The sequence below is a fragment of the Candidatus Poribacteria bacterium genome (genome assembly GCA_009839745.1).
GTDB lineage: Bacteria > Poribacteria > WGA-4E > WGA-4E > WGA-3G > WGA-3G.
The window spans coordinates 1-22,627 of record VXPE01000064.1; the positions used below are offsets into that span (position 1 = coordinate 1).

Here is a 22,627-nt window from a genome sequence, read left to right on the forward strand (position 1 = left end):
CTGTATCGCTGGCACGGCTGCTCCACAACCGCAGTGACACTGGCAGCACCAGACGTAGTAGCACAGCAGGTGGCTCTAAAGAAAGAGCCGCACCCTACACAGGAGACGAGCAACTCAGCGGAACTGGAGGTATCCAAAACAGCGCAAACACACCTATCTAAGCAGGAGGCGCAAACGCTGTCTGAAGCAGCAAAGGCGTTCCCTTATCGTGAGATTTCCAAGGATATTGAGACAATGGAAGCGTTTTTAGACAACAAAAGCAGCATCTGCCGAAAATGTCTATGTGTCATCAGACCAGTTGGGTCGGTACCCTCGCAAAAGAGCTCGCGGGGATCCAAATCCGAATCTTTAGGCTTACAGAGTGGCAGGCTATGAGATGATTTCGATTAAAGGAGAAACTCATGACAACTTTACTACAGATGAAAGGCGGAATTCCGATCGTGGAACCCCCTGGAAATATTTTAGGAACCGCAGCATCAGATTTACAAGCGGAACTCATTTCGCGAGTGAATGCGACGGATGCGGCGTGTGTTCTGATTAATTTCGCGCACGTTCACAAGATCGACAGCTCCGGTCTCGGGGCGTTAGTCAGTGCGTATATTGAGGCGAGGCGGAATCACGGACGTATCGGTATCATTAACGTTGGAAGGAACATCAGAAATCTGGTCGTCCGGAGTCGGCTGATTTATCTCTTCGAGCATTTTGAGGATGAAGATGCGGCAGTTGCCTCGCTTTCAGCGTATACATGGCATTGAGTTGAGTGTTATTTTCCTAATCAGACGGAGCCATTCAATTTGAGGATTCGGGAATCGGAGTTCCCTCCTCCCAGAGAATTGAATGGCTCTGCCCGCTCCCACCTTTTTACTTCAGGCCTTACGCAAGTTGCATAAAAAAGCGGTAACTGTCACCGAAAAAGGCGTTATTTCCGTGATTTAACCCCCTCAATCCCCCTTATCAGGGGACTTTAAGAGAAAATGCGTAAGTCCTATACTTGATTTTTTTCTTGTAAGTATGGTATCATCTTGGTAACTCTTCTATATAAAGGCAGATGATTGAATGACAGAAATAAAAACAGATCTTTATCTTGGAGATTGCTTAGAGGTACTCGCCGATTTTGAGACCGACTCATTCGACCTAATTATGACTTCCCCACCGTATGCGGATCGGCGATCCAAAACATACGGCGGAATTAGCCCCGATGAATATGTTCATTGGTTTATGCCGCGTGCGGAAGAATTCCTGAGAGTCCTCAAGCCCTCTGGCACGTTCATCCTGAACATCAAAGAAAACGCAATCGGCGGAGAACGGCATACGTATGTCATTGAGTTGATACTTGAGATGAGAAAGCAGGGCTGGTTGTGGACAGAGGAGTTCGTCTGGCACAAGAAGAACTGCTATCCGGGCAAATGGCCGAACCGATTTCGGGATGCCTGGGAAAGATGTTTGCAGTTTAATAAAAGCAAAAAGTTCAATATGTACCAAGAGGAAGTTATGGTGCCGATGGGAGATTGGGCGGAAAAAAGGTTAAAAAATCTCAGCGAGGCGGATCAGAGTCGAGATACATCAAAAGTAGGGAGCGGGTTTGGTAAGAATGTTTCCAATTGGTTAGATCGAAAAATGGCGTATCCGACGAATGTCTTGCACTTAGCCACAGAAACGGGAAATCGGAAGCACAGTGCCGTTTTTCCCAAGGCACTGCCTGAATGGTTTATCAAACTGTTTACGAAAGAACATGATCGGGTGCTGGATCCGTTTGCTGGTGCTGGCACGACGTGTCAAGTCGCTCAAACGTTGTTGAGAAATTCCGCTGGCATTGAAATCTTGCCGCAGTATTATCAATTAGCGAAAGAGAATATCAACTCACCACAACGTCTTTTATTTGAAGAGACTCAATATGAAACCCATTACACAACAAGAGATCACTGATTATGTTGAGGCGAACATTCAAATTTTTCACCAAAAAAGGTTAGATAGCCTTCAAAAATTGAAGATGCTGAATGTCGTCAAGCGTAAAAATCCCTATCTATTCAAAGCGAAAAACATTAACACAGCACCAGAATTTATAAGGACTATTTTAGACGCTTTTTTGTCTTCACAAGAAGAAGGTATCTTTGGCGGGTTTCTGGAGGAGCTTGCGATTTTTATCTGTGCCCAGGTCTATGGTGGCCAAAAGTCTTCAGCTGAAGGAATTGATTTGGAATTTGAAAAAGATAATATAAGATATATTGTATCAATCAAATCTGGACCCAATTGGGGCAATAGCAGTCAAGTCGCAAAACTGCGGGACAACTTCAGGAAAGCGAAACGAATCCTTAAAACGAATACATCATCAACGAATGTTGTGGCTGTCAATGGATGCTGTTATGGAAGGGATGGAACACCGGATAAGGGTGACTATTTGAAGTTGTGCGGACAAAAATTTTGGGAATTTATTTCAGGCGATGATAACCTCTACACTGACATAATTGAACCGTTAGGACATCAAGCGAAAGTGAAAAATGAACAGTTTAGTGAAGAGTATGATAAAGTCATCAACAGGTTCACCGCTGAATTCATGGGAAAATTTTGCGATGCTGAGGGGAACATGCTTTGGGAAGAAATCGTCAAATTTAATTCAGCAGAGACCACATCTTGAAAACTAAATCAACGTGCCCGTCTTTTTGCGGCTAATAATCGCGTCATCGAAGTTTCTGTTGGCTGTAGAGGGGCTGTGTTTTCTGTATCACGTTCGGTTGAAGGCATCGCCGCTGCTGGTGGGTGGGGTAACCCCGCCCCTACGAGATCATCTGGCTTTCTGTGGAACCGAGTGAGAAACGCTGTGAGATACCGATTTGTTATGCTGAAACGGCGGAGGATCATCTCTAACACGAACAGAATGGCGGCGATAACCAGCAGTGCTTGGGCAAGTGAAGCCTGACTTTCGATTGGTGTTCCAGCGGGTGCTGTTATCTGTGTAGGTGTCGGTTCATAAATACCAGCGGTGCCAGCGGCGAGCATTCTTAGCGAGGCGGTATCGACCTGAAACTCGGCGTATTCTGCCGGATAAGGGAGCGACAAGGTTTCGACACTTCTACGCGCATCGCCCTCACGTTTCGCAGTGACAATATAAGCACCACGGTCCTGCGTCTGAAATGTGCCGCTATAACGTGTCGGTGTAATCTGTTGGATGTCAACACGCTGATTTGTGCGATCTGGACCCACGACATGGACCTTGTAAGACGCTTCTGATGGGCTTCGGGTATTAATGTTAACCTCCGCCACGCCTTGGTGCATGGATACTCTGAGATCGAAATCAGTGCCTGTGTCTGCTGCGGGTAGCGTCCAATTGATAACCTGTCCCCAAAATTTCCCGAAGTTATGCCACGGAATCCACTCCTTTGCCCATGCGGGTTTCGCGTCCGATGTCCACGCGATCGCCTTCCCTAAACCAACATGCCAACCTGCAAGGATCGGTTCGTCCTTATGCGACTGGATGAACACCTGTGCAGTCTCCTTTTCACTCGTCGCAACATACCCATGAAGCCGTGGTGGCATGCCGATACCTGCTACAATTGATTCATTTGTCGCCTTAATAACGGGTTGAAAGGGTTCTTGGACGATGTAACGCTGCGTCTCTCGGACGGCTTCCGTTAAAATCGCTGGCAATTGCTGAATATTTTCCACAAAGACAGCACGCCCACCCCCCTTCTCCGCGAACTGCGTGAGGAGTTCTTTGTTCGCATCACCTACGGCAATCGTTGTGATACCGATCTGTGCTTCAGCAATCTGTTCGGCTAAGTCAAGAAAAGCAGACGTATCACCATCAGATTTACCGTCCGATAAGAGAACGATGTGCTTCCGTTTCGCGTCATTTGCTTTGAGCATCTCATAAGCGTGTTTCGTGGCATCTTTCATCTTCGTGGTGCCGCCTGTGGGTTTCAAGCGACTCACGGTTTGGCGGAGCATATCGTGATCAGATGTAAGATCGGAGATGGTATGAACAGCCACGTTGAAACCGAGAATACCCGCCTCATCTTCCGCATCGAGATTACGGATACCGGCGCGAATCCCTTCAATGGCGAGTCCAATTTTCTGTCGCGCTTCGACGTAGTTCGCCATACTTCCGGATGTATCGAGCACAAAGACAATTGCGACAGCGTCCTTACGTTCACGCGGTGTCATCTCCACAGGGAGTATACGCTCTAACGCCGTATCGGTATAACCCCCGGGCCCGTATGCGCGTTCACCCCCGATAACGATGAAGCCGTGTCCGAGGTCTCTGACGTAATTTTCGATACTCTGTAACTGCTCACTTGAAAACCTTTCTACAGAAACGTTGCTCAGAATCAGGACATGGCTGCGCTGGAGTTCCACCAATTCTACTGGTAGCTCCGTAGGGGATATTGTCTCGACGATGAGGCCGTTCTCTTCAAGGACGGTTTCCAGGTTAGCACTATGTCCAGTGCGGTTAGAAACCGCAGCGTGTGCCGGATCCCCCTCTACGTATAAGGCGTGTGGTTTATCCTGGATTGTTACAACGCCATGCCCTTGATTATTTTCGAGGACTTCATCGGCTACGTTCAACTTCAGTGTGTACCGATGATTTCCCTCTTCTAAAAACTTTTCAGGTTCAGAGGTTAAGGAAACGGAATGTATACCACTGGACAATGTCCATTCAAAGGCATCCATCGGCCTGCCATTGTGATGAAGCGTGGCAGTTAATGTGGGAAGACTTCCATCGGTTTCGATCACTGCCCCAATCTCAAAACTTTGCCCTTTGCGAACCTGAGACGGCACCTGCAGCTGCACGACTCGGACTGCATCGTTGACAGTATCGAGCGGAACTGTTAATAGCTCAACGTGGCTTGCCGAGAACAACGGCAGATAATCTTTGAGAGATGTTCCCCCAACGTTGTGGATTCCATCACTAAATAGGACTATCCGTCGATGGTAGCCGTCCGGTAATAAAGCAATTGCCCGCTTGAGTGCGGTAAGCACATCCGTGCCATCTCGTCGGATCGTCTGTTCTGTGAGGGTTTCCAAAGACGCTATAGCCGCGATTTCCGTTGGTTGATTTTGCTTCTGACGCATCTCTAACAGAACCCGGGCTTCCCTTGCGAAACTGATAATGCCGAATGTATCGGTAGGTTTCAATTTCGCGACAGTGGCATCTATCTGTTTGGATACCGCCTCGGACTGTGTGGCCTGGATGCTTTCGGAAGTGTCGATTAGGAAAACGACAGCGAGACGTTGCTCCTTGTGGGTCCGGTGCAGATTGGCTAAGGCGAGGATTGCACATAGCAGGGCGCCCCCCCTAAGAAAGAAGGTTACACGCTTTCGCCACTTTACTGTGCTGAGGTGTGCGCGTCGCTGCACAAAGATTAGCACAGGCATCGCAACGAGTAGAATTAGGAAGAGGGGTGCTCGGACATCAAACATTTTTTTAACTATGGGAATCTGGTCACTGCTCCACTACGTTTCGCAGTGGTTTCCACCTAAGTAGAGAACCTACATTAGGTTATGAAGGGTCACTAACTTTACCAGAAACCATCGTGGAATATAAAATCTTTGCAGCTGCCACATACTGATAACCGAAATCCGAGAACCATTATGTGCCCGCAGGGTCTTGTTCGATTGCATCTGCATCCGACTGATATTTCTGTTCGTTGAATAACAGGATGAAAACGATTGCAGCGAGAACTGTTACAACAATTGGCACCATAAAGATTTTCGCCCACGCGTGTCCACCTTCTGCATAAGCGAAGAAGTCATGTACACGTCCGCTGACAATGTGCCCTACTAACATTCCGAATCCGTTCGTGACAAAGAGGAGCAGGGATTGAGAACTCGCACGGATATCTTGTGGACTTAGCCGTTCGACAGCGATCATTCCCCCCACAAAGAAGAACGAGTAACAGATACCGTGTAATGCTTGCGCCCCCACGACCAACCATACGGGTTGACCGATAGCGAAGATGGCGTATCGAACGGGCCACGCGAGGATACCGAGAAAGATAGTAAACCGCATACCAAACCGGCGCAGACACGGAAATAGGAGGAGCATCAGCAGGACCTCAGCGACTTGACCGAGACTCATCGCTAAATTGGCAGTACTATTTGCTAACCCGATCCCGTGTTCTGCCTCGGTTAGAAACAGATACGTCAGGTTGTAATAGAAGGGGAGTTCAATCGCAACGACGAAGGAGATAATCAGTAGCACGGCGAAGTTTCGGTTTGACACAAGGGAGAACGCTTCAAGGAAGGCGTAAGGATTTTTTGCCTCCTTGCTGGGTGGCGTATTCGGCAGCGTCAGGCAGTAGGCACCCATAATAAACGACAGGACGGCTCCAAAGAGAAGGCAATCCCCAACGTGCGGCAGGGTTGTCTCTTGTCCTTCCCAGAATCGGAGATATAGACTCAATATCCAATTAATCGCGATCCAGCCGAGGGTACCGAAGACGCGTATGTTTCCGAACTTATCCGACTGTCCCATGTGGTGGAAAGCGATGGCGTTTGTCAGCGCGATCGTTGGCATATAGAGAACGGCGTGCAGGAAAATTGCGCCCCACATCATCGGGAAACTCGTCTGTTTCCATGCGAAAAGCAAGCAGACACCGCCAAGGAGGTGCGAAATTGCGGCAAAGACTTGCGCCGGCATGAGTCGATCGGCGACCCACCCTGCGATGATTGGAGAAATTATCGAACCGATAGCAGTCGTTCCGAAGACGTAGCTAATCTGTTTACCGGAGAACCCAAGATTTTGCATGTGCCCAGCAATGAGCACAGCCCATGCGCCCCATATCGCGAACTGCAGAAACATCATCCCTGACAATCGCGCGAAGGTTCCCAATTGTGTCTGTCCATTCCCCATAGCGGATCTCCTCCATATTTTGTTTTGGCGTCGCGCGCGGTGCCTCGCGACTGTTTGTCTAAGTCCAACGCTCGACCGGTTCAGTTGACTGCACCACGTGCATTCCGGCATCTGAAACCTTGGCGAAAACTTCGTCTGCAGGTTCTGTGTAGTCCACTATCCCAGGCACAACAACGGGTGAAGTCAGGTCATCTACCAGATAGATTTTCTTGGCTAATTCCGTATCCGTTTGCTGAATTTCTGTCAGCAGATCGCTAACGGTCCAAGCGACACAGTGGCTTTTTGCCTGTCCAGCGATAATTACGCGGTCGTATCCGAGAAGTGTTTGAAGAAAGGCACTATTTTTTCGGTCAATCGGTATTCCATCAGGATCGTCTAGGACTTCCGGACGCAAGACGGAATAGTTTTCAGTCAATGGATTCTGCCCTTTGATCTCATAATGTATCTGCGTCTTGCGAGCGATGGCGTGGAAAAAGCAGGCTTCGTCAACTGCAGAGACAACCGCGTGCCCAATCCCTCCGAGCATTGCATGGTAGGGCCATATCGCGAGTGGATATTTCCCATCAGCGGTAAGGGTTTTGACATAGTGTTCACCATACGCCTTGAGCCATGCGTATGGATTGGATTCTGGGACGTTGGATGGGAGACGGACGCTACCGACAACAGCGGGGTTGACACGCCATTTGCCTGCTTCAATATCAGCCTGTGTAATTAGCGTCTGTAGGGGTGCTGGATGCTCCCCAGCGTCGTTGATCCAGAAGATTTCGTGGAATATCTGCATCGCCGTATGCGTGTCCAGCGTGCAAGCGATGTTGGTAATATGTGAGAGATTACGGTAGATAAACTGACACAAACGGATATTGTCCGCTACCGCGCCGTTTCCGGATCTACCGCCGACGAAGAGTTCAAAATCGGGGATACAGAACGTGTTTTGGACATCAACGAGCAGCAAACACGTCCGAAGCGTATCCTCGAAGGCAGGCTGGATTGTATGTTCCTGGGCCCATGCCTGCGCCTCGTGTTGGCGTTCTTGATACGGAATCCGCCAGACTTGGCTCACCTGACCGACATCGAAATGTGAAGGAACGGGCAGTTGTGGTGTAGACACTTTTTAATTTTCCTTGCGGTTTAATGAGGTCGGTTTGCACATTGATCGTTATTTCCATAGCGTCGCCTTCCACTACGTTTCAGGCTTGTGATCTTTGGTGAAGAAGAAAGACTGCCTGCCGATAACTGACAACTGTTATTGAGATTTTAGAGGATCCCGCAGTTTTTATCAACAAAAATTCCTTGATATATGGCATAAAGTGCGCTAAAATTAAAAGTGATGAGAAAATTTTTTAAGCCACTCCCAGACTTAGATGAAAGAATTGATCGCGTAGAGGGTCGAATGCGGCGAGCGCGGCGAAGCCTCGACCGACAGGTGGACGAGGCACTCATTCCGCTTGACATTCAGGAGGACTTCAGCATCTCTGAATTGGAAGGCGATGTGATGCTCGTTTCACGCGATGGCGATTTACACGATAAGGTGAGAAACCTGCTCCATTCCGAAGGCTACGGGTGCGATCTTCCAGAACGGACCTCGGAAGCCATCGGTTTGCTGAAATTACATAAATATCGTATGATAATTGCCGATTGTACCCGTCGTTCGCGGTCGCGATTGTTTGAATATGTTAAGAGATATCAGCCCTACGTCAAGATCATTACGATTGTTCCGCATAACGGTAGAGGCAGAGAAGCCATGCGGTGGGGGAGTTACAGTTTCTTGGTAGGGCGCGATTTTGACCCGGAGCAGTTGCGTACCTGTCTCATCAGCTCGCTTAAATTGAAGCATCGCGTCTGCTGGTTGTTAGCACACGGAGAGCGTTGCAATCGATCGTGTGTCGATAGTTTCCAATCCGATGAAGATTTCGGAGAAATTGAATGACATGGCAAAAAATTTAGAATTTAAAGGGCAGTTTCAGTCGCTTGACGGACTCTATCCAAAACTATCTGACTTAAATGCGATACATCATGAAACCGTCCACCAAATTGATACGTATTTTCATATAAAGCACGTAAAAGACGCTTCAACATCAGAAACCTGTGAACCGCGGCTTAAATTGCGCGAAGCGAAGGGGTTGTCTGAGGGGTGGCTCATTTATTATGAACGTCCAAACCAAGACGGCTCCCGCTACAGTCAATACCAACTCAGCGAAATTGCGGATCCGGGGTCCCTCAAAAGCCTGCTAACTGTTGCACTTGGCGTTAAAACAATTGTAAAAAAACAACGGGACATCTGGATGTTCAACCATACCCGCATCCATCTCGATACAGTTGCTGATTTGGGGCGATTTGTCGAATTGGAGACAGTGTTTCGGGGGCAGACCGAAGCCGAGGCGATACGGGAGCATCAACACATTAAAACTGTTCTTCATTTGGATGCTGTGGATCCGATTGCGGTTTCTTACAGCGATCTCGTTATAGAAAAATAAAGATTAGGGGAATTGAAGATGCATCATTCGATATATCAGGAGATCTTGGAAGATTGTGAGCACATAGATAGCATCAGGCGGGGTAAACTCTTGCGGATCTATTTGCACATCCCGTCCCTGCCGAAATTGCGGGCTCTACAGGCATCGTTGGTGGAGATGAAAAGAACATCAAGACTCAGAAATGGTTCCCTGATGCGTTTTTCAAATGGGGAATAGTCCATCGCCGTTTCTGTAGCATAACGCCAATTTTATGCGTATCCTGAGGCGCGTGCTTCAATAGCACGCTTTTTCTTTTTAATAGAACTTCAGGAATACAAACACACCACACCATCTACAAGCGAGACAAAACTGCTTGCGTCAAAAGCGGAATCATCAGCTCATGATGTCCTGTGAATGTATACCCTTTACCTCCCATCTCTGTTGGACGTTTGACGACATTCTCTACCGGACGGTATTGTTGATTCATGTCGAAATTGGCAGCGGTAAACTCGGACACGGTATGTCCTAAATTCCGAGCGATCGTCAATGCCTTCAGAAACACCTCAGGCAATATGACCGCCGACCCCAAATTCAGCACAACGCCACCCCCTTCCAGATCCGTCACTAACGTCGTTAGGAGTCGGAAATCGGTGAAACTCGCTGCGCCGATAGCGGCACCGTTCGCAGACGGATGCTGATGGATAATATCCGTGCCGATAGCGACATGCACCGTGATTGGAACATCGTATTGGATGCCGGCAGCAAGCAGGCTATATGCGTTATAGGGCGCGTCCCGCTCAACGAGTTGCCCACCGAGTGCTTCACCCATCCCGATCCCTGTATCTGCGGCGTGCTGCGTCGCTGTGTTCATCAAGCGTCCAGTTTCCTCCCACATCCCGAACCGCCCATCTTGGAGATAGGCGGCGACATCCTCTGAGGTCTCTCCGATAAGCGCTATCTCGAAATCGTGAATGCTACTTGCGCCGTTAAATGCGAACCCAGTAACCACACCACGTTTTGCTAAGTCAATTAAGAATGGACTCAATCCGCATTTGATGACATGCCCGCCCATCATCACGAGGATCGGTTTCTTGTTCCGATGGGCAGCAACAATATCGTCAACGAGCGCCAAGAATTCCTGCCCCTTGAGGATGTTCGGCAGACTCGATAGAAATTGGGACAGGTCTATCTCTACTTCCGGTGGTGTCGCGAAATCACGGACAGAGACCTTGTTGATACGGTTCTGCAGCGGATAGGTCGTTACAGATGATATATTAATCGGGTTCCGAGGTTTCATGTTTTTTGTCCTGAGAGAGTTGTGTGTAAAAAATTATGCCAAGTATAAAATAGAAAAGCAACACTGTGCGTTGATGTAGAATATTATCTGCAAGTCCGTAAACAAGCGCAGAGATTAGGAAACCCCTTGCCCCGATGAAGGTTCCAAGCTGCCAAAAATCGTTGGTCTTTCGCATAAGAAAAACCTGCTGACACATAATTGTCAGCATCCACAAGAACAGAAAAAGCGATGGGATGCCTTGCTCTGTGGCGATATGTAGGTAGATATTGTGGGCGTGATAGGGTATATAGTACTGCTCCTCCGGTCCGTTGTGTTGATACTCATAGCGAAACCTACCCAGCCCGATGCCAGTAAGCGGGTATTTTTGAATCAGTTCAAGCGAGGTGCGCCACCATTGTGGACGTTCACCCATGAAACCCGCGGGGTGTACGATCATCGTTTCGATGCGTTCCTTGATATGTCGAGGAACGACACCTATTATTTTCCCATTCACGATCAACACACAAAACACAACACTTATAAACGTCACCCCCAGCAGGCTTCTCTTCCACGAAACACGCTTAAATAAAGTCTTTACACCACAATAGCCTCCGATACAAACGACTGCAACGGCGACGCTCACCCATGCTGCGCGCGTCAGCGTCAACGCCAAATTTGCTCCCATCAGTGCTAAAACCACACCGACTCCCACGATCACGCCAATCGAGAAACGTTGTGATTTTCCATGTGCTTCCGTCCGTCCTGCGTGGAAAATGAGACAGCTGCAGCCGGCTACAAAGTAGCCCATAACATAAGGGAGTGTGAGGGCGAGATATGCCCCCAAGTCATTCGGCATCTTGAAGGTTCCGGTGAGCCGTTGCTCGATCATATACACCATCAGATGCGTTTCACCCTTACGGACGGTATAGCGTCTGTTTCGCGCGGGGTCATCGATACGCCATTCGTCGGGTTGCTTTGGCGTTACAAACGTTGCGGTTTGAGAGAGCGGTACATTGCAATTTCGCAATTCGGCGCGTAATTCATCCGACATTTGTAAATTTGTGCCTTCACCCGCAGCGAGTTCCTCCTGAAATTGTAACCCAATTCTCCCCATGAAATCCATTGCCAAGCGCGTATCGTTTGCGTAATAATAGAGTCCGAGGGCGGAGGAGAGCCCCGCAGCGACGATGAAAGCGATGACAATATGTCGCCATCGAGTGCCCAATCGACTGTGAATAACCGCATAAAAGAGCAGGATTGCCCGGAGATGTTTCCAAAAATAGCCGAGGCTACTGGTAGCCGGATGTGGCGCAAGCAGTGAGGCTATCACCCCCAATCCGAGAAACAGCAAGATGGGAATGTCAAGCGGCGTGCGCTGCCAATTGTAGGAACGAGGTGACCGCGTCCCTACAATGATGCGTCCTACCCATCCAAACAGTACAAACGAAAGTCCGATGTTGAGGAATGCTGTCGAATAACCGAACGGTAGGGCAAGAACAAAGATCAGAAATCCGATGTAAGTAGCGGCATCACAGATTTGTGCTGATGTGAATCGTGTGTCTTTTAACTGAAAGTTTTGGCGCGCGCGCTGCACGAAAAGAGAGCGTTTCAATCCTGGCATAACTTGTGAACGAGGCAGAAAATGGTTGAAAATTCAATAGAGATGTAATACAATACTTGTTACTTAGAAAATCTGGCAGATATAGAAGGGGATTCCATTATGCGCTTTACATATAACCTCATTGCTTTAGGGTTAGGGTTCTGTTTTATCGGATTACTTTTCGCGCCAACGGCACCGGCTTTTATTGAGCGCGAGTATACCATTCGTGAAGTCCTTGATGCTTGTACGAACATCGTCTTTGGCGAAGTAAAGAGTGTTGACCAGAAACGTTTACGAGGCGTTGTTACTGTGAAAAAAGACGTCAAAGGGAAAAGCGAACTCAAGGAAATCAAGATGAACTTCGCCACGGGACATTACAAACGAGGCACCTCGCCGGAGAAGATGGTAAGACTCCTCAAAGCGGGCATGCCTATCATTGTTTTCTATCGTGAACATTATGGCATAGACAGTATGTGCTTCATTGACAATACGTGGTTTCAGATGCGTGCCTATCGCGGTGGATACAGTGGCGCTTGGTGGACCTTTACGCACATCGACCCGATGATGTCACGGACTTTTGATGGCAAGACAAAAGCATTCCAAGCGATTGTTCTCGACATGTTAGCCGGTAAAATGTGGGTTGCCGCCCCGAAAGATGCCATCAAAGTTCTGGTACTCACAGGAAATAGCACAGATACAACATGGAGTCAAAGCCCCGTCTATACGAATACAGCAACGTATGAATATATGGCACTGCGTGCCGTCAAAAAAGTCGGCAAACGTGCCTTGGTGCATGAATCCACCAGAGCACATGCGTTACCGCAATTAGAAAAAGCCGACATTCTGTGGATCGGATACGAGGAGATTTCGAGTTACGGACACTACCTCCTTTCGAGTGAAGTAGAAAAGAAGATTAAAGCCTTTGTGAAAAAGGGTGGTATTGTCGTCGTTACGGGACAGGATAGCAGTGCTGAGAAACCGTGCGGTATCGGGTGGCTGCAAGGTAAGTTGAAAGGCGTTGAAAGCCCACCCACCCAACATTTCGCTGTTACTGAAAAAGGCACCTCCCTTTTCTCCACTCCCAACAAAATTGAGTCCGGCAAAATCCTTGTTGATGACGCATGGGTAGACTGGCACCGACGCGATGAAATTTTTGCGACGACCGAGGACACTCAGGAACTCGTTGTTGGAGCGAGACGGTATGGCAAGGGATTATACATTATCACCAGCCTTCGTAACGATAGCCAATATACCACTTCCTTGAACAAAGCACTCATGGAAAATATCATACATTATGCCGTCAGCCAACTCAAGTAGAATAGTTGTCAGCAGTCAGTTCGGTTTTCAGTGAAGAGGTGGTCGCTTAACAAAAGCCTCTTTTAACTGATCCCTCAGGACTTACGCAAATTGAGCAAAAAAGCGAGATATTTTACGAAAAAAGGTGTTATCTCAGGGATTTAACCCCCTAAATCCCCCTTATCAGGGGGACTTTAAGAGGAACTGCGTAAATCCTGACTCTTACAAAAACTTCACGACGACCAACGTAATGTCATCATTGGCACTTTCGTCCTGTTGATGTGCCTGCAGGTCGGACAGAATCTCTGTCTTTATCTCTTCAGGGGACAGATGTCGTTTTTGCGAAATGAGTTCTGTGAACCTGTCGAATCCATACATTTCGGCGTTAGGATTGAATGCTTCTGTGATCCCATCTGAATAAAGGACCAACAGATCCCCCGGATACCACTCTACTTCAGAACTGTAGTATTGCGTCGGGGTGTCGGACATTGAAATACCGACCGGGAGAAAAGAGGATTCTAACTCAATGAGATCCGTATCGTCACGCTTGATGCCGTTCTGTTCAGCACGATAGAGGAGCATCTGCGGGTGCCCGGCATTGGCGAACTCCAACCGATTATCGGGGTGAATGATAAGATAACAGCAGGTCATGTAGATAAAAGCCTGGGCATCTTCTTCTGTGACACGGGTAATGGCTTTCATGACTTCCGGCACAGAAGCATCGAAACGGAGCTGTGTTTGCAAGCAGCTTTTTGTCATTGCAGCAACCATCGCCGAATGATAGCCGTGCCCCATGACATCACCGAGAAAAATGGCGACGCTATTGTCCCGGAGTTCCATATAGTCGTAATAATCACCGCCGACGCTATTCGCGGGTCGGCAATATCCGGAGGAACTGACGTGGCGTTGCGCTATTTCTTTATTTGGGAGGAGAGATTTTTGAACTTCAGCGGCAAGCCGCATTGATTCTTCCTGCGCCACCTCCTTACGGATAGCACTCATCTGGATCTCAAGGTCGCGTCGGATTTTCTCATTCAAGACCCGGAACATCCCACTCCCAATTCGCGGTTCTCGTGCCATAGCGTTGTAAAAATCGCTTCTCGTGATCCGCAGAAATTGTGTGGGTTTTACTGTTTTAACTGTAGCACTCCGCGGTTTATTGTCAATCAGGGCGATTTCTCCGAGGCAGTACCCCTTTTCATTGAAGAACAAGACTTCTGTTCCTGCCTTGATGATACTGACTTCACCCTCCACCAATAAGTAAAGCGAATCGCCTTCATCTCCCTCCTCAAAGAGCGTTGAATAGGCTGGATACGCGACTTCGTTGGCAATATGACAGATCGCTTTTAATTCGGTTTGTGGGAGTTCTGCAAAAAGTTCCGTCTTTTGTAAAAACTGTAACTTCTCTGCTTCTGGTAGCATTATCTATTCAGCCTTTGACTTTTTATAGAAAATGTGTTATTTTTAATAAGATGTTGGAAACCTGTAAACTGCGTTTTGGGTGATTTACCGAAAGATTAGACGAAATTCACAAATATAAGTTGAGAACAATGCAAGGCTTTTAATTTATGTGCCTCTGGACCGCTCTCCATGCCATTACAAGCGGGCTCTTGGTGGAAAATGAACATTAAACCAAAACCGTAGCCCGCAACAATACGCAGAAACACCCCGCTGAATGCCACACGCGCATTCAGCGTTGATTCGCAAAAACACGCGGGCGGCTCGTGAGAATGGCACGTCAAAGTCGAAACCAGCGTTATTCATCCGCAAGGCACAATTAAAAACGTTCACATATCTATCATGACACAGAAAAGAGAATTATGTCAATCACTGATTTTTTTCGGGGAAAAGTTCTGCTTATTACTGGTGGCACCGCATTTTTGGGGCAACCGATGGTCGCAAAAATTTTAACTGCCCTTCCCGATATTCAAAAGATTTATCTTCTCATTCGAAGTCGCACGGATACAACTGGAAAACACACTTCCGCTCAAGAACGTTTAGAAAATGAGCTTCTCACTTCCGACGTTTTTGCTTCCCTTCGTCGGCTACACGGCGACAATTTTGATGCATGGGCGCAGCAGAAATTGACAGCTGTTGAGGGTGATCTCACGCACGAGCGTCTTGGATTCAGCGATGCGGAATACCAAAGACTCCAGAACGAAGTCCAGGTTTTTATCAATATCGCGGGCCTTGTAGATTTTGATCCACCTTTCGATGATTCTTTGTGGGGGAATGCCCTCGCTGCCAAACATGTCGTCAACTTTGCCAAGGGTTGCCCGGATGCTGTGTTTCTCCACATCTCAACAGCCTACGTTTGCGGCGACAAACCGGGACGCGTGCCTGAAGAACTTCCATTGGCATACGCACACTACGCAAGACAACACCGCGAAAAAACTGGCATGCCTATCCCTGAAACGCTCTCCGAGGAGATCGAAGGGTTGCTTTCCCTGAGTGCTGCTATCCGTGCTGAAGCCGAATCGCCTGAAACTCTCGTTAACCTTCAGCAAGAAGCGGAGGCACAAATAAAAGGAACGCGTAAGGGACTTGCGGCACAGATCGAGGAGTTGAAGGCAGAATGGCTTGAGGAACGCTTGGTTGAGGAAGGGTTGAAGCACGCTCGTTCGCGCGGATGGAACGATACTTACACCTATATGAAATTCCTCGCTGAGCAGATGGTTATGGAATTGCGCGGCGAACTGCCCACTGCTATCGTGCGTCCCTCAATTATTGAGAGTAGTTTTGATGAGCCTGAACCCGGATGGCTCGGCGGATTTCGGATGTGCGAACCTCTGATCGTGGGTTTTGGGAAAGGACGACTCCCGGATTTCCCGGCAGATCCAGACATAATCCTCGATATTATCCCTGTCGATTTTGTAGTGAATGCTATCTTGGCAGCTGCTGAGGCGACTGCAAAGCGCCGCGGTCTTGAAGTGTATCATGTCGCGACAGGGACGCAGAATCCGCTCTATTTTCGAGGTATCTTTGAAGCAACCTACGAATATTTTATGAAATATCCAATGGTAGAGGACGGAAAACCGGTTGCGGTCCCAATTTGGAAATATCCGAGCTTAGCGGAATTTCAGCGAAAATTGGATAGTCGTATGCGTCTGGTCGATCTTGCCGTTCAGACCCTTGGCAAACTTCCGATACGTGCGGCTAAGCGGAAACGCCGTCACCTTGTCCTGAAGCAGAGCGGTATCAAAGCACTCCTGCATTACATCAGAATCTATGCCCCTTACACGCGGACTAACTTTGAATTTGAGACCGAGAAAACCCAAGGGCTTTACGAGGCGCTTTCACCGACAGAACAGCAGCGTTTTAACTTCGATGTTTCAAGGATCCATTGGAAGCGATATTTCCAAGAGATCCATATCCCTGGCATAAAGAGACATGTGTTGAAGATTGAAAATAACACAGCGAACGATACAGAAGCATCTTCCTCTGCCAAACAGGAGAAAGCGAATTCGCAAGACGAGTCCGAGGAGTCCGCGACTGCCCTCAAACGGATTGCCCCCAAAACGATCGTAGACCTGATTAAAATGCAAGCCGCGCGAATCCCAGATAGAATCGCGCTGCAGATGGCAAACGAAAGCGGATGGGAAGTGTATACATACGCGGAGACGTATACCTTGTCGCGCCAAGTCGCGTGGCAGCTCTGGAAAAGCGGTTTGCGAAAAGACGATCGCGTGATATTAGTTTCTGAAAACCAGCCCGAATGGTGTATCGCTTACCTTGCAGCTATCCAAATAGGTATCGCTGTTGTTCCGCTTGACGCGCAAACACCCGCCCATGAAATTTTGGCAATCGCCAAGTTCACTACTGCGAAATCGATTTTAGCCTCCGAAAGCGTATTAGAAAAATCGGATGCGGAAATCCTATCAACGCCAGAGACGATGTTACAAAACATCAATAAGAACTGTGAAATTGTGGGAGTTTCCGATGCCAGGGTGCACGAAGCCCCAACCACCGAGATTCCTGCCGATTTTCCGAATGTAGACGTCTCTCCAGACACCGTTGCTTCGATTATCTTTACAATGGGAACTACTGTTGAAGCGAAAGGTGCGATGCTCACGCACGGCGGCTTTATTTCCAATGTCCAAGCAGTGGCAAAAGCCCTCCCACCGACAGACACCGAGCGGATCCTGTCAGCACTTCCATTGTATCATGCCTTGAGTTTCTCCTGTAGTTTACTGATGGCACTTTACAGCGGCACGACGGCGACTTACGTCAATGCCCTTCGTCCTACAACACTTCTGAAGACAATGCGTGAGGCAAAGACGACGGCTTTTATTGGCGTTCCACGCCTTTTTCAGATGCTTCAAAGCACAATTGAACGACAAGCATCGCGAGCAGATACACCGGGTGAGACATTGGCAAAAAAAGCACAAGCGGTCATGGGGGGTGAAATACGCGTCCTCGTTAGTGGTGGTGCCTCGCTTTCCGATGCGATCTACGACGGATTTCAAAAATTCGGTATGACCCTTTACCAAGGCTACGGAATGACTGAAACAGCACCCGTTCTCAGTGTCAATCCATATCTAAAAAGTAAGCGGGGTTCGGTAGGACCAGCGGTAGAAGGCGTGGAACTTCAAATCAAGAATCCGGGCAGTGATGGTATCGGGGAGATCATCGCTAAGGGACCGAGTACGATGAAGGGCTACTATCAGAACGCGGATGCTACAGAAAAGGCTATTCGCAACGGATGGCTCTACACAGGCGATTTGGGCTACATGGACGCGGATGGCTACCTCTATCTCACTGGACATTGCAAGGACATTATCGTTCCCGCATCTGGAAAGAATGTCTATCCCGTTGAATTGGAGGCACTCTATCGAGACAGTTCGGAAACCATTTCTGAAATGTGTGTCCTCGGCATTCCGCATGAAGACGGGTCGGATATGGGTATACATGCCGTGATTGTGCCGACAACTCCCGACGAGGAAACGCAAACGGAAATTCAGCACTACCTTCAGGCGCGAGCAAAGCAGCTACCGAGTTACCAACAATTCCACAAATCTCACTTCTGGAACGATCCCCTACCAAAGACTGCGGATGGGGAGATAGATCGACAACGTCTAAGGTGTAGCTTGGAGGCGCATATTAAAAGTATGGCAGACCTTCAGGAGAATCCCAGCGCGGATGTAGATAGTGCTGCACCCAGATCGGACATACCAGAAGAAATCCTCTCTACCCTCGCACGATTGGCACGCATGCCGGCACACCAAATTCAGCGGGAGAGCCGTTTAGATACCGACTTAGGGCTTGATTCACTCACGCGCCTCGATCTTCTACTGGTCCTTGAATCCAGACTGGGTGAAACAATTCCTGATGCGTTACTCGCCAATTTAGAGACGGTCGGTGATGTTGTCACATTAATCGAGACGTTTCCCACGGACATCGCAAGAGAGAAAGAGAAGCCTCGCGAGGTCGGAAAGCCTGAGTTCAGGCAGGTGCCTCGGTGGTATGCCCGTGCGTTTCGCACCGTGATTACCGGCATCTATCGGAACTATTTTTCATTGAAATGCTACGGGCTTGAGCATATTCCACAGGATAAACCCTATATTATTATGCCGAATCACACAAGTCACCTTGATACTTTAACGGTGATTACTGCGCTCGGAACGAAGGCGTACCGACTCTGGACGCTCGCTGCCCGAGATTACTGGTTCGCGACCCGTTTTCAAGGTTGGTTTGCTGGGACGTGCCTTAACGCGCTGCCGATAGAACGGGAGGGGAATTTTACTGAGTTTCTACAGGATCTCAGGGCAGCGAACGAGGTGATGTCAGAAAATAACGGCTTGCTCATCTTTCCTGAAGGGACACGTTCCCTTGATGGTAAACTTCAACCTTTCAAACCGGGTGTGCTTAGTTTGCTCATCTATACGCCTAACGTCCCGGTTATACCGGCTTATATTGACGGAACCTACCACGCGTTACCGAAGGGACAGAACTTACCTAAGAAACATCCTGTGCGTATCGTTTTTGGTGAACCGTTTACCTTCCCGCCGGAGGATTGGGGACCGCAGGACAAAACGCCGATCAATCCCGACAGATACCAGGAATTTTTGGAATTGGCACAAAATCGAGTTGCTAAACTTGGAGCCATGCTGAGATAACAGGAAGGTTCTTAGGACGTTACTATGTCAGATCCGAACCCGAAACTTTTAAAAACAGTGGCATTTTTTGATGTGGATGGCACTTTGTTGAAGTCCACGATTGTCCATTACTATATCTGGATGCGGTTCAAAGAAACGCCATTCCTTTTAAAGTATCTGTGGCTCGTTGGATTTCTACCCAAAATTGTCTACTACTTAATTTTGGATAGGATCAGTCGTCCCCGCTTCAATGAGACATTTTATCGTAACTATCGCGGGATGAATGTCGACGAGATCAAGGAATTGTCTATCGAAATGTTCGAGGCTTACCTGCGTCCGAAGATCTTCCCTGCCGCGATAGCCCAAATTCAGGAACACAAGGAGCAAGGCACTCCCGTCGTTTTCGTAACGGGTTCGCTTGATTTCATTGTCCAGCCGATAGCGGACTTCCTCAATGTTGATTCTGTATTGGCACCACAACTTCACGAACAGAACGAACAGTTCACGGGTGAATTGACAACCGTGCCCCTCATTGGGGAAGAGAAAGCAAAGGCAATGCAAGCCTACTCTGAACGACACGGCATTTCATTGAAAGACAGCTACGCTTACGGCGACAGTCAATCCGATCTGCCTATGTTGGAATGTGTTGGGAATCCGGTCGTTGTGAATCCGGGAAAAGCACTCCGTGAGAAAGCACTCGCATCTGGTTGGGAAATGCATGAATGGTTATAATAAAAAACAAAAGGAGAGTAATTATGAACATTAGACGTTATTTTGAGTCCCTGTCTGAACCAAACGACACGATGTTTGTTGAAATTGGGGATAGGCACCGGTTTACCCGTCGCGGTGACGATTGGGTTAAATTCCGTGAGGATCTGATTGAGCTCTTGGAGCAGACAATTTCTGAGGAGTTATCCAAAGAATTCGCCGAAGCGACAGAGGAATGGGTTTCGGAACCCAATGCATAAAGGGTGTCTTCCTCACCATACCAATCATAGCTACTACGATGAAATTTAAAGCGTTCGATAAAAATTCAAGCAACGCTTAAGGAACAGCCCTCCTTATGTCAGACACAATCACCGATGCGCAAGCGTTGGAAAGCGAAGGTAAGCTTGCCGAAGCCATCCAAGCCTACGATAGCATCCTCAACACAACAGATGATACGTCAACGCTCGCACTCGCTAATTTTCGACTCGGAACAATTTATCGGACGTGGAGAGAACTCTTCACGGCGCAACGGTTTTTAGCGAAAGCACATCAACTCGCGCCAAGCGACACTGAGATTCGCGATGCGATTGAGGAACTCAACCAGCATTTTTCAGAGAATCGGGAGGTGATCGCTGAGGAGATGTCCCGTAAAAATAGCGATCAGATTGTATCGCTCTTCCGTATTGCGACGGGGATTAAGCTCATCACGATGGACAAAGCGGTTCAGGCGTATCCGTTACTGAAGAGCCGCACCAAGATATTTCCGAACGCTGCTGTCGCAAAGCATCTCCTCACCGATATCCAAATCACAGAGGAGGAGCGGAACTCAGCGATTGATTTCCTTTTGGAGAGAGATTGGCTCGTCAGCACTGGCGTCTCACTTTACACAATAGCAGAGAGCGGACTCTTTGTTTTTTATACGGAGCTTGCGCAGCTGCACGTCGCCAATGCAGCTTACCCGGAAGCGGGGACGTGTTATGAGCAGGCGTATTGGTTAAATCCGTCACAAGACCATCTACGCTACCAACAGGTTATCTGTTACGCCGAAGCAGAGGCATGGGACGCGGCAGTTGGGATGCTTGCACAACTTCCGACCGAAGTTCCTCAAGGCATAGACCTCGTGGCGTACCATTCCGCTGTCGCACAAAGTTACCACCACGCCTATCAGGCTACCCAAGATGAGAATATTAAACAGAAAGTGATCGAAGCGTGCGAGACGGTATTGCGTTTGGACAAAAAGGCGAGGGAGATTTCAAAACTGCTTGCGAGGTATCAAGATAAAAAGAGGTGGTGGCGTAGGTAGGATGCTTTATGGTAGTCCTCTAATTACGTATACATTCAAATAGTCGCGGGTTATCAGTTGTCAGAGGATGTGGTGGAGGAAGGCGTTGGGTACGAAGGCGGGGGGAGGATGCCGGGCAATTTGGGAGCCTCCCCCATAAGTCGGTGTGTTTATGAAGAACACACAAATTGTCCAAACTTTAGTAAATATGGTATCTACACACGCTACCTTTTATAATTAAAGACACGTTTTCTGTCCGAAAGGGTGCATAATGGGGAAAAATTTGAAATCGGTTATCAGAACGAGTTGGCTATATCCATTTGCTTCTCAAGCGAGATGTGGAACATGCCGCGATCGTAGGTTCCGGCGTAAAGTCGACCATTACTGATAACGAGAGAGGCAATAGGACTCTTGGGAACGTCTGAAGAAAGCAGTTCCCACCTGCTGTGCGGGTCTAAGCGATATGCCCCGCTATCACCGACACCGTAGAGTGTCGTGCCGTCTACGGCGAATTTGTCTATGACGGTATGAGTTCGGTTTTTATCGGTGATGACCCGCCAGTGTTCTCCAGTATGTGAGATGAGGACACCTGTGTCGGTTGCGATACAAATCGCTGAACCTGCGAAGGTCATGTCCTTGAAATGCGCAAAGGGGATCGGCAGCGTTGAGGTGATGTCTTTCCAGGAGTCTCCGCTGTCAAGGGATTGGAACAATTTTCCATTTGAACTACCGAAATAGACGATTTTGTCGGAAACAGCCACTGCAGATAGAATATCGATATCAACAAGTCCTGTGTCTGTCCATTCGGGATCGCCGGGTTTCCATTTAAAAAGCCTCCACTTGTATTCAGCATAAAATGTCCGACCACTGACAGCGAAGGCTCCAATGTGCGTGTATTTTTTCCTTTCTATATACCAATACCTTCGCCAAAAAAGTTGATTAAATAGGGTAAATATCCTAAAGTTATAAGTGAAACAAACTCTAACTTAAAAAGACAGGGGCTGGCGTTTTTTGCGGTGTCGCTGATCAGTGTCAAGCACCGACGTGCGTATCCGAAAAAAACGCTG

The 22,627-nt window shown here is 48.3% G+C and carries 17 protein-coding genes; 10 read left to right on the forward strand and 7 right to left on the reverse strand.

What is annotated here, in order from left to right:
- Positions 1-401: 401 nt before the first annotated feature.
- The 3 genes from F4X88_10445 to F4X88_10455 all read left to right on the forward strand — a co-directional run bounded on the left by F4X88_10445 (position 402) and on the right by F4X88_10455 (position 2,635).
- The gene (locus tag F4X88_10445) at positions 402-755 is read left to right on the forward strand and encodes an STAS domain-containing protein (protein ID MYA56704.1); all 354 of its coding nucleotides are present in this window, start codon (positions 402-404) and stop codon (positions 753-755) included.
- A 301-nt stretch (positions 756-1,056) separates the two neighbouring features.
- Positions 1,057-1,926 (forward strand): site-specific DNA-methyltransferase, encoded by an 870-nt coding sequence (locus tag F4X88_10450; protein MYA56705.1) that lies wholly within the window; start codon positions 1,057-1,059, stop codon positions 1,924-1,926.
- Entirely contained in the window at positions 1,895-2,635 is a 741-nt protein-coding gene (locus tag F4X88_10455; protein MYA56706.1) for a cytosolic protein, read from the forward strand. The genes F4X88_10450 and F4X88_10455 overlap by 32 nt, the downstream gene beginning before the upstream one ends.
- Before the next feature lie 8 nt (positions 2,636-2,643).
- On the opposite strand, the gene F4X88_10460 is transcribed toward F4X88_10455, so the two are convergent.
- The 3 genes from F4X88_10460 to F4X88_10470 form a co-directional block, all read right to left on the reverse strand.
- A complete protein-coding gene (locus F4X88_10460) occupies positions 2,644-5,418 on the reverse strand; it encodes a VWA domain-containing protein (GenBank protein MYA56707.1) in 2,775 nt (924 codons plus the stop codon).
- A 169-nt stretch (positions 5,419-5,587) separates the two neighbouring features.
- Positions 5,588-6,961: a nucleoside permease gene (locus tag F4X88_10465; GenBank protein ID MYA56708.1), complete on the reverse strand. Its 1,374-nt coding sequence runs from the start codon at positions 6,959-6,961 to the stop codon at positions 5,588-5,590.
- Positions 6,909-7,958 carry an isochorismatase gene (locus F4X88_10470; protein ID MYA56709.1) on the reverse strand — a complete coding sequence of 350 codons (1,050 nt, stop codon included), beginning with the start codon at positions 7,956-7,958 and terminating at the stop codon, positions 6,909-6,911. The genes F4X88_10465 and F4X88_10470 overlap by 53 nt, the downstream gene beginning before the upstream one ends.
- A gap of 219 nt (positions 7,959-8,177) precedes the next feature.
- On the opposite strand from F4X88_10470, the gene F4X88_10475 reads away from it, so the two are divergent.
- Positions 8,178-8,777 carry a hypothetical protein gene (locus tag F4X88_10475; GenBank protein MYA56710.1) on the forward strand — a complete coding sequence of 200 codons (600 nt, stop codon included), beginning with the start codon at positions 8,178-8,180 and terminating at the stop codon, positions 8,775-8,777.
- The gene (locus F4X88_10480) at positions 8,752-9,324 is read left to right on the forward strand and encodes a class IV adenylate cyclase (GenBank protein MYA56711.1); all 573 of its coding nucleotides are present in this window, start codon (positions 8,752-8,754) and stop codon (positions 9,322-9,324) included. Before F4X88_10475 ends, F4X88_10480 begins: the two co-directional genes overlap by 26 nt.
- A gap of 331 nt (positions 9,325-9,655) precedes the next feature.
- Here the strand turns inward: F4X88_10480 and F4X88_10485 are convergent, their stop codons facing one another.
- Together F4X88_10485 and F4X88_10490 are read right to left on the reverse strand one after the other, a co-directional pair.
- A complete protein-coding gene (locus F4X88_10485) occupies positions 9,656-10,600 on the reverse strand; it encodes a hypothetical protein (GenBank protein ID MYA56712.1) in 945 nt (314 codons plus the stop codon).
- Entirely contained in the window at positions 10,578-12,200 is a 1,623-nt protein-coding gene (locus F4X88_10490) for an O-antigen ligase family protein (protein MYA56713.1), read from the reverse strand. The genes F4X88_10485 and F4X88_10490 overlap by 23 nt, the downstream gene beginning before the upstream one ends.
- Positions 12,201-12,299: 99 nt before the next feature.
- On the opposite strand from F4X88_10490, the gene F4X88_10495 reads away from it, so the two are divergent.
- Positions 12,300-13,496, forward strand: coding sequence for a hypothetical protein (locus F4X88_10495; GenBank protein MYA56714.1), 1,197 nt, complete (start codon positions 12,300-12,302; stop codon positions 13,494-13,496).
- 201 nt (positions 13,497-13,697) lie between these two features.
- On the opposite strand, the gene F4X88_10500 is transcribed toward F4X88_10495, so the two are convergent.
- The gene (locus tag F4X88_10500; GenBank protein ID MYA56715.1) at positions 13,698-14,897 is read right to left on the reverse strand and encodes a SpoIIE family protein phosphatase; all 1,200 of its coding nucleotides are present in this window, start codon (positions 14,895-14,897) and stop codon (positions 13,698-13,700) included.
- 398 nt (positions 14,898-15,295) lie between these two features.
- Between F4X88_10500 and F4X88_10505 the strand changes: the two genes are divergently transcribed.
- The 4 genes from F4X88_10505 to F4X88_10520 all read left to right on the forward strand — a co-directional run bounded on the left by F4X88_10505 (position 15,296) and on the right by F4X88_10520 (position 21,581).
- A complete protein-coding gene (locus tag F4X88_10505) occupies positions 15,296-19,591 on the forward strand; it encodes an AMP-binding protein (GenBank protein MYA56716.1) in 4,296 nt (1,431 codons plus the stop codon).
- A 24-nt stretch (positions 19,592-19,615) separates the two neighbouring features.
- The gene (locus F4X88_10510; protein ID MYA56717.1) at positions 19,616-20,302 is read left to right on the forward strand and encodes an HAD family hydrolase; all 687 of its coding nucleotides are present in this window, start codon (positions 19,616-19,618) and stop codon (positions 20,300-20,302) included.
- Between the two features lie 23 nt (positions 20,303-20,325).
- Positions 20,326-20,538 carry a hypothetical protein gene (locus F4X88_10515; protein MYA56718.1) on the forward strand — a complete coding sequence of 71 codons (213 nt, stop codon included), beginning with the start codon at positions 20,326-20,328 and terminating at the stop codon, positions 20,536-20,538.
- 95 nt (positions 20,539-20,633) lie between these two features.
- Entirely contained in the window at positions 20,634-21,581 is a 948-nt protein-coding gene (locus tag F4X88_10520) for a hypothetical protein (protein ID MYA56719.1), read from the forward strand.
- Positions 21,582-21,856: 275 nt separating this feature from the next.
- Here F4X88_10520 and F4X88_10525 read toward each other — a convergent pair whose 3' ends face one another.
- On the reverse strand, positions 21,857-22,321 hold the full coding sequence (locus F4X88_10525; protein ID MYA56720.1) for a hypothetical protein: 465 nt from the start codon (positions 22,319-22,321) through the stop codon (positions 21,857-21,859).
- Between the last annotated feature and the right edge of the window lie 306 nt (positions 22,322-22,627).

What these genes read in the sequence shown, in the direction of transcription:
- F4X88_10445 (MYA56704.1), top strand. Translation starts at nt 402, where the DNA reads ATGACAACTTTACTACAGATGAAAGGCGGAATTCCGATCGTGGAACCC.
- F4X88_10450 (MYA56705.1), top strand. Translation starts at nt 1,057, where the DNA reads ATGACAGAAATAAAAACAGATCTTTATCTTGGAGATTGCTTAGAGGTA.
- F4X88_10455 (MYA56706.1), top strand. Translation starts at nt 1,895, where the DNA reads ATGAAACCCATTACACAACAAGAGATCACTGATTATGTTGAGGCGAAC.
- F4X88_10460 (MYA56707.1), bottom strand. Translation starts at nt 5,418, where the DNA reads ATGTTTGATGTCCGAGCACCCCTCTTCCTAATTCTACTCGTTGCGATG.
- F4X88_10465 (MYA56708.1), bottom strand. Translation starts at nt 6,961, where the DNA reads ATGCCGGAATGCACGTGGTGCAGTCAACTGAACCGGTCGAGCGTTGGA.
- F4X88_10475 (MYA56710.1), top strand. Translation starts at nt 8,178, where the DNA reads ATGAGAAAATTTTTTAAGCCACTCCCAGACTTAGATGAAAGAATTGAT.
- F4X88_10480 (MYA56711.1), top strand. Translation starts at nt 8,752, where the DNA reads ATGAAGATTTCGGAGAAATTGAATGACATGGCAAAAAATTTAGAATTT.
- F4X88_10485 (MYA56712.1), bottom strand. Translation starts at nt 10,600, where the DNA reads ATGAAACCTCGGAACCCGATTAATATATCATCTGTAACGACCTATCCG.
- F4X88_10490 (MYA56713.1), bottom strand. Translation starts at nt 12,200, where the DNA reads ATGCCAGGATTGAAACGCTCTCTTTTCGTGCAGCGCGCGCGCCAAAAC.
- F4X88_10495 (MYA56714.1), top strand. Translation starts at nt 12,300, where the DNA reads ATGCGCTTTACATATAACCTCATTGCTTTAGGGTTAGGGTTCTGTTTT.
- F4X88_10500 (MYA56715.1), bottom strand. Translation starts at nt 14,897, where the DNA reads ATGCTACCAGAAGCAGAGAAGTTACAGTTTTTACAAAAGACGGAACTT.
- F4X88_10505 (MYA56716.1), top strand. Translation starts at nt 15,296, where the DNA reads ATGTCAATCACTGATTTTTTTCGGGGAAAAGTTCTGCTTATTACTGGT.
- F4X88_10510 (MYA56717.1), top strand. Translation starts at nt 19,616, where the DNA reads ATGTCAGATCCGAACCCGAAACTTTTAAAAACAGTGGCATTTTTTGAT.
- F4X88_10515 (MYA56718.1), top strand. Translation starts at nt 20,326, where the DNA reads ATGAACATTAGACGTTATTTTGAGTCCCTGTCTGAACCAAACGACACG.
- F4X88_10520 (MYA56719.1), top strand. Translation starts at nt 20,634, where the DNA reads ATGTCAGACACAATCACCGATGCGCAAGCGTTGGAAAGCGAAGGTAAG.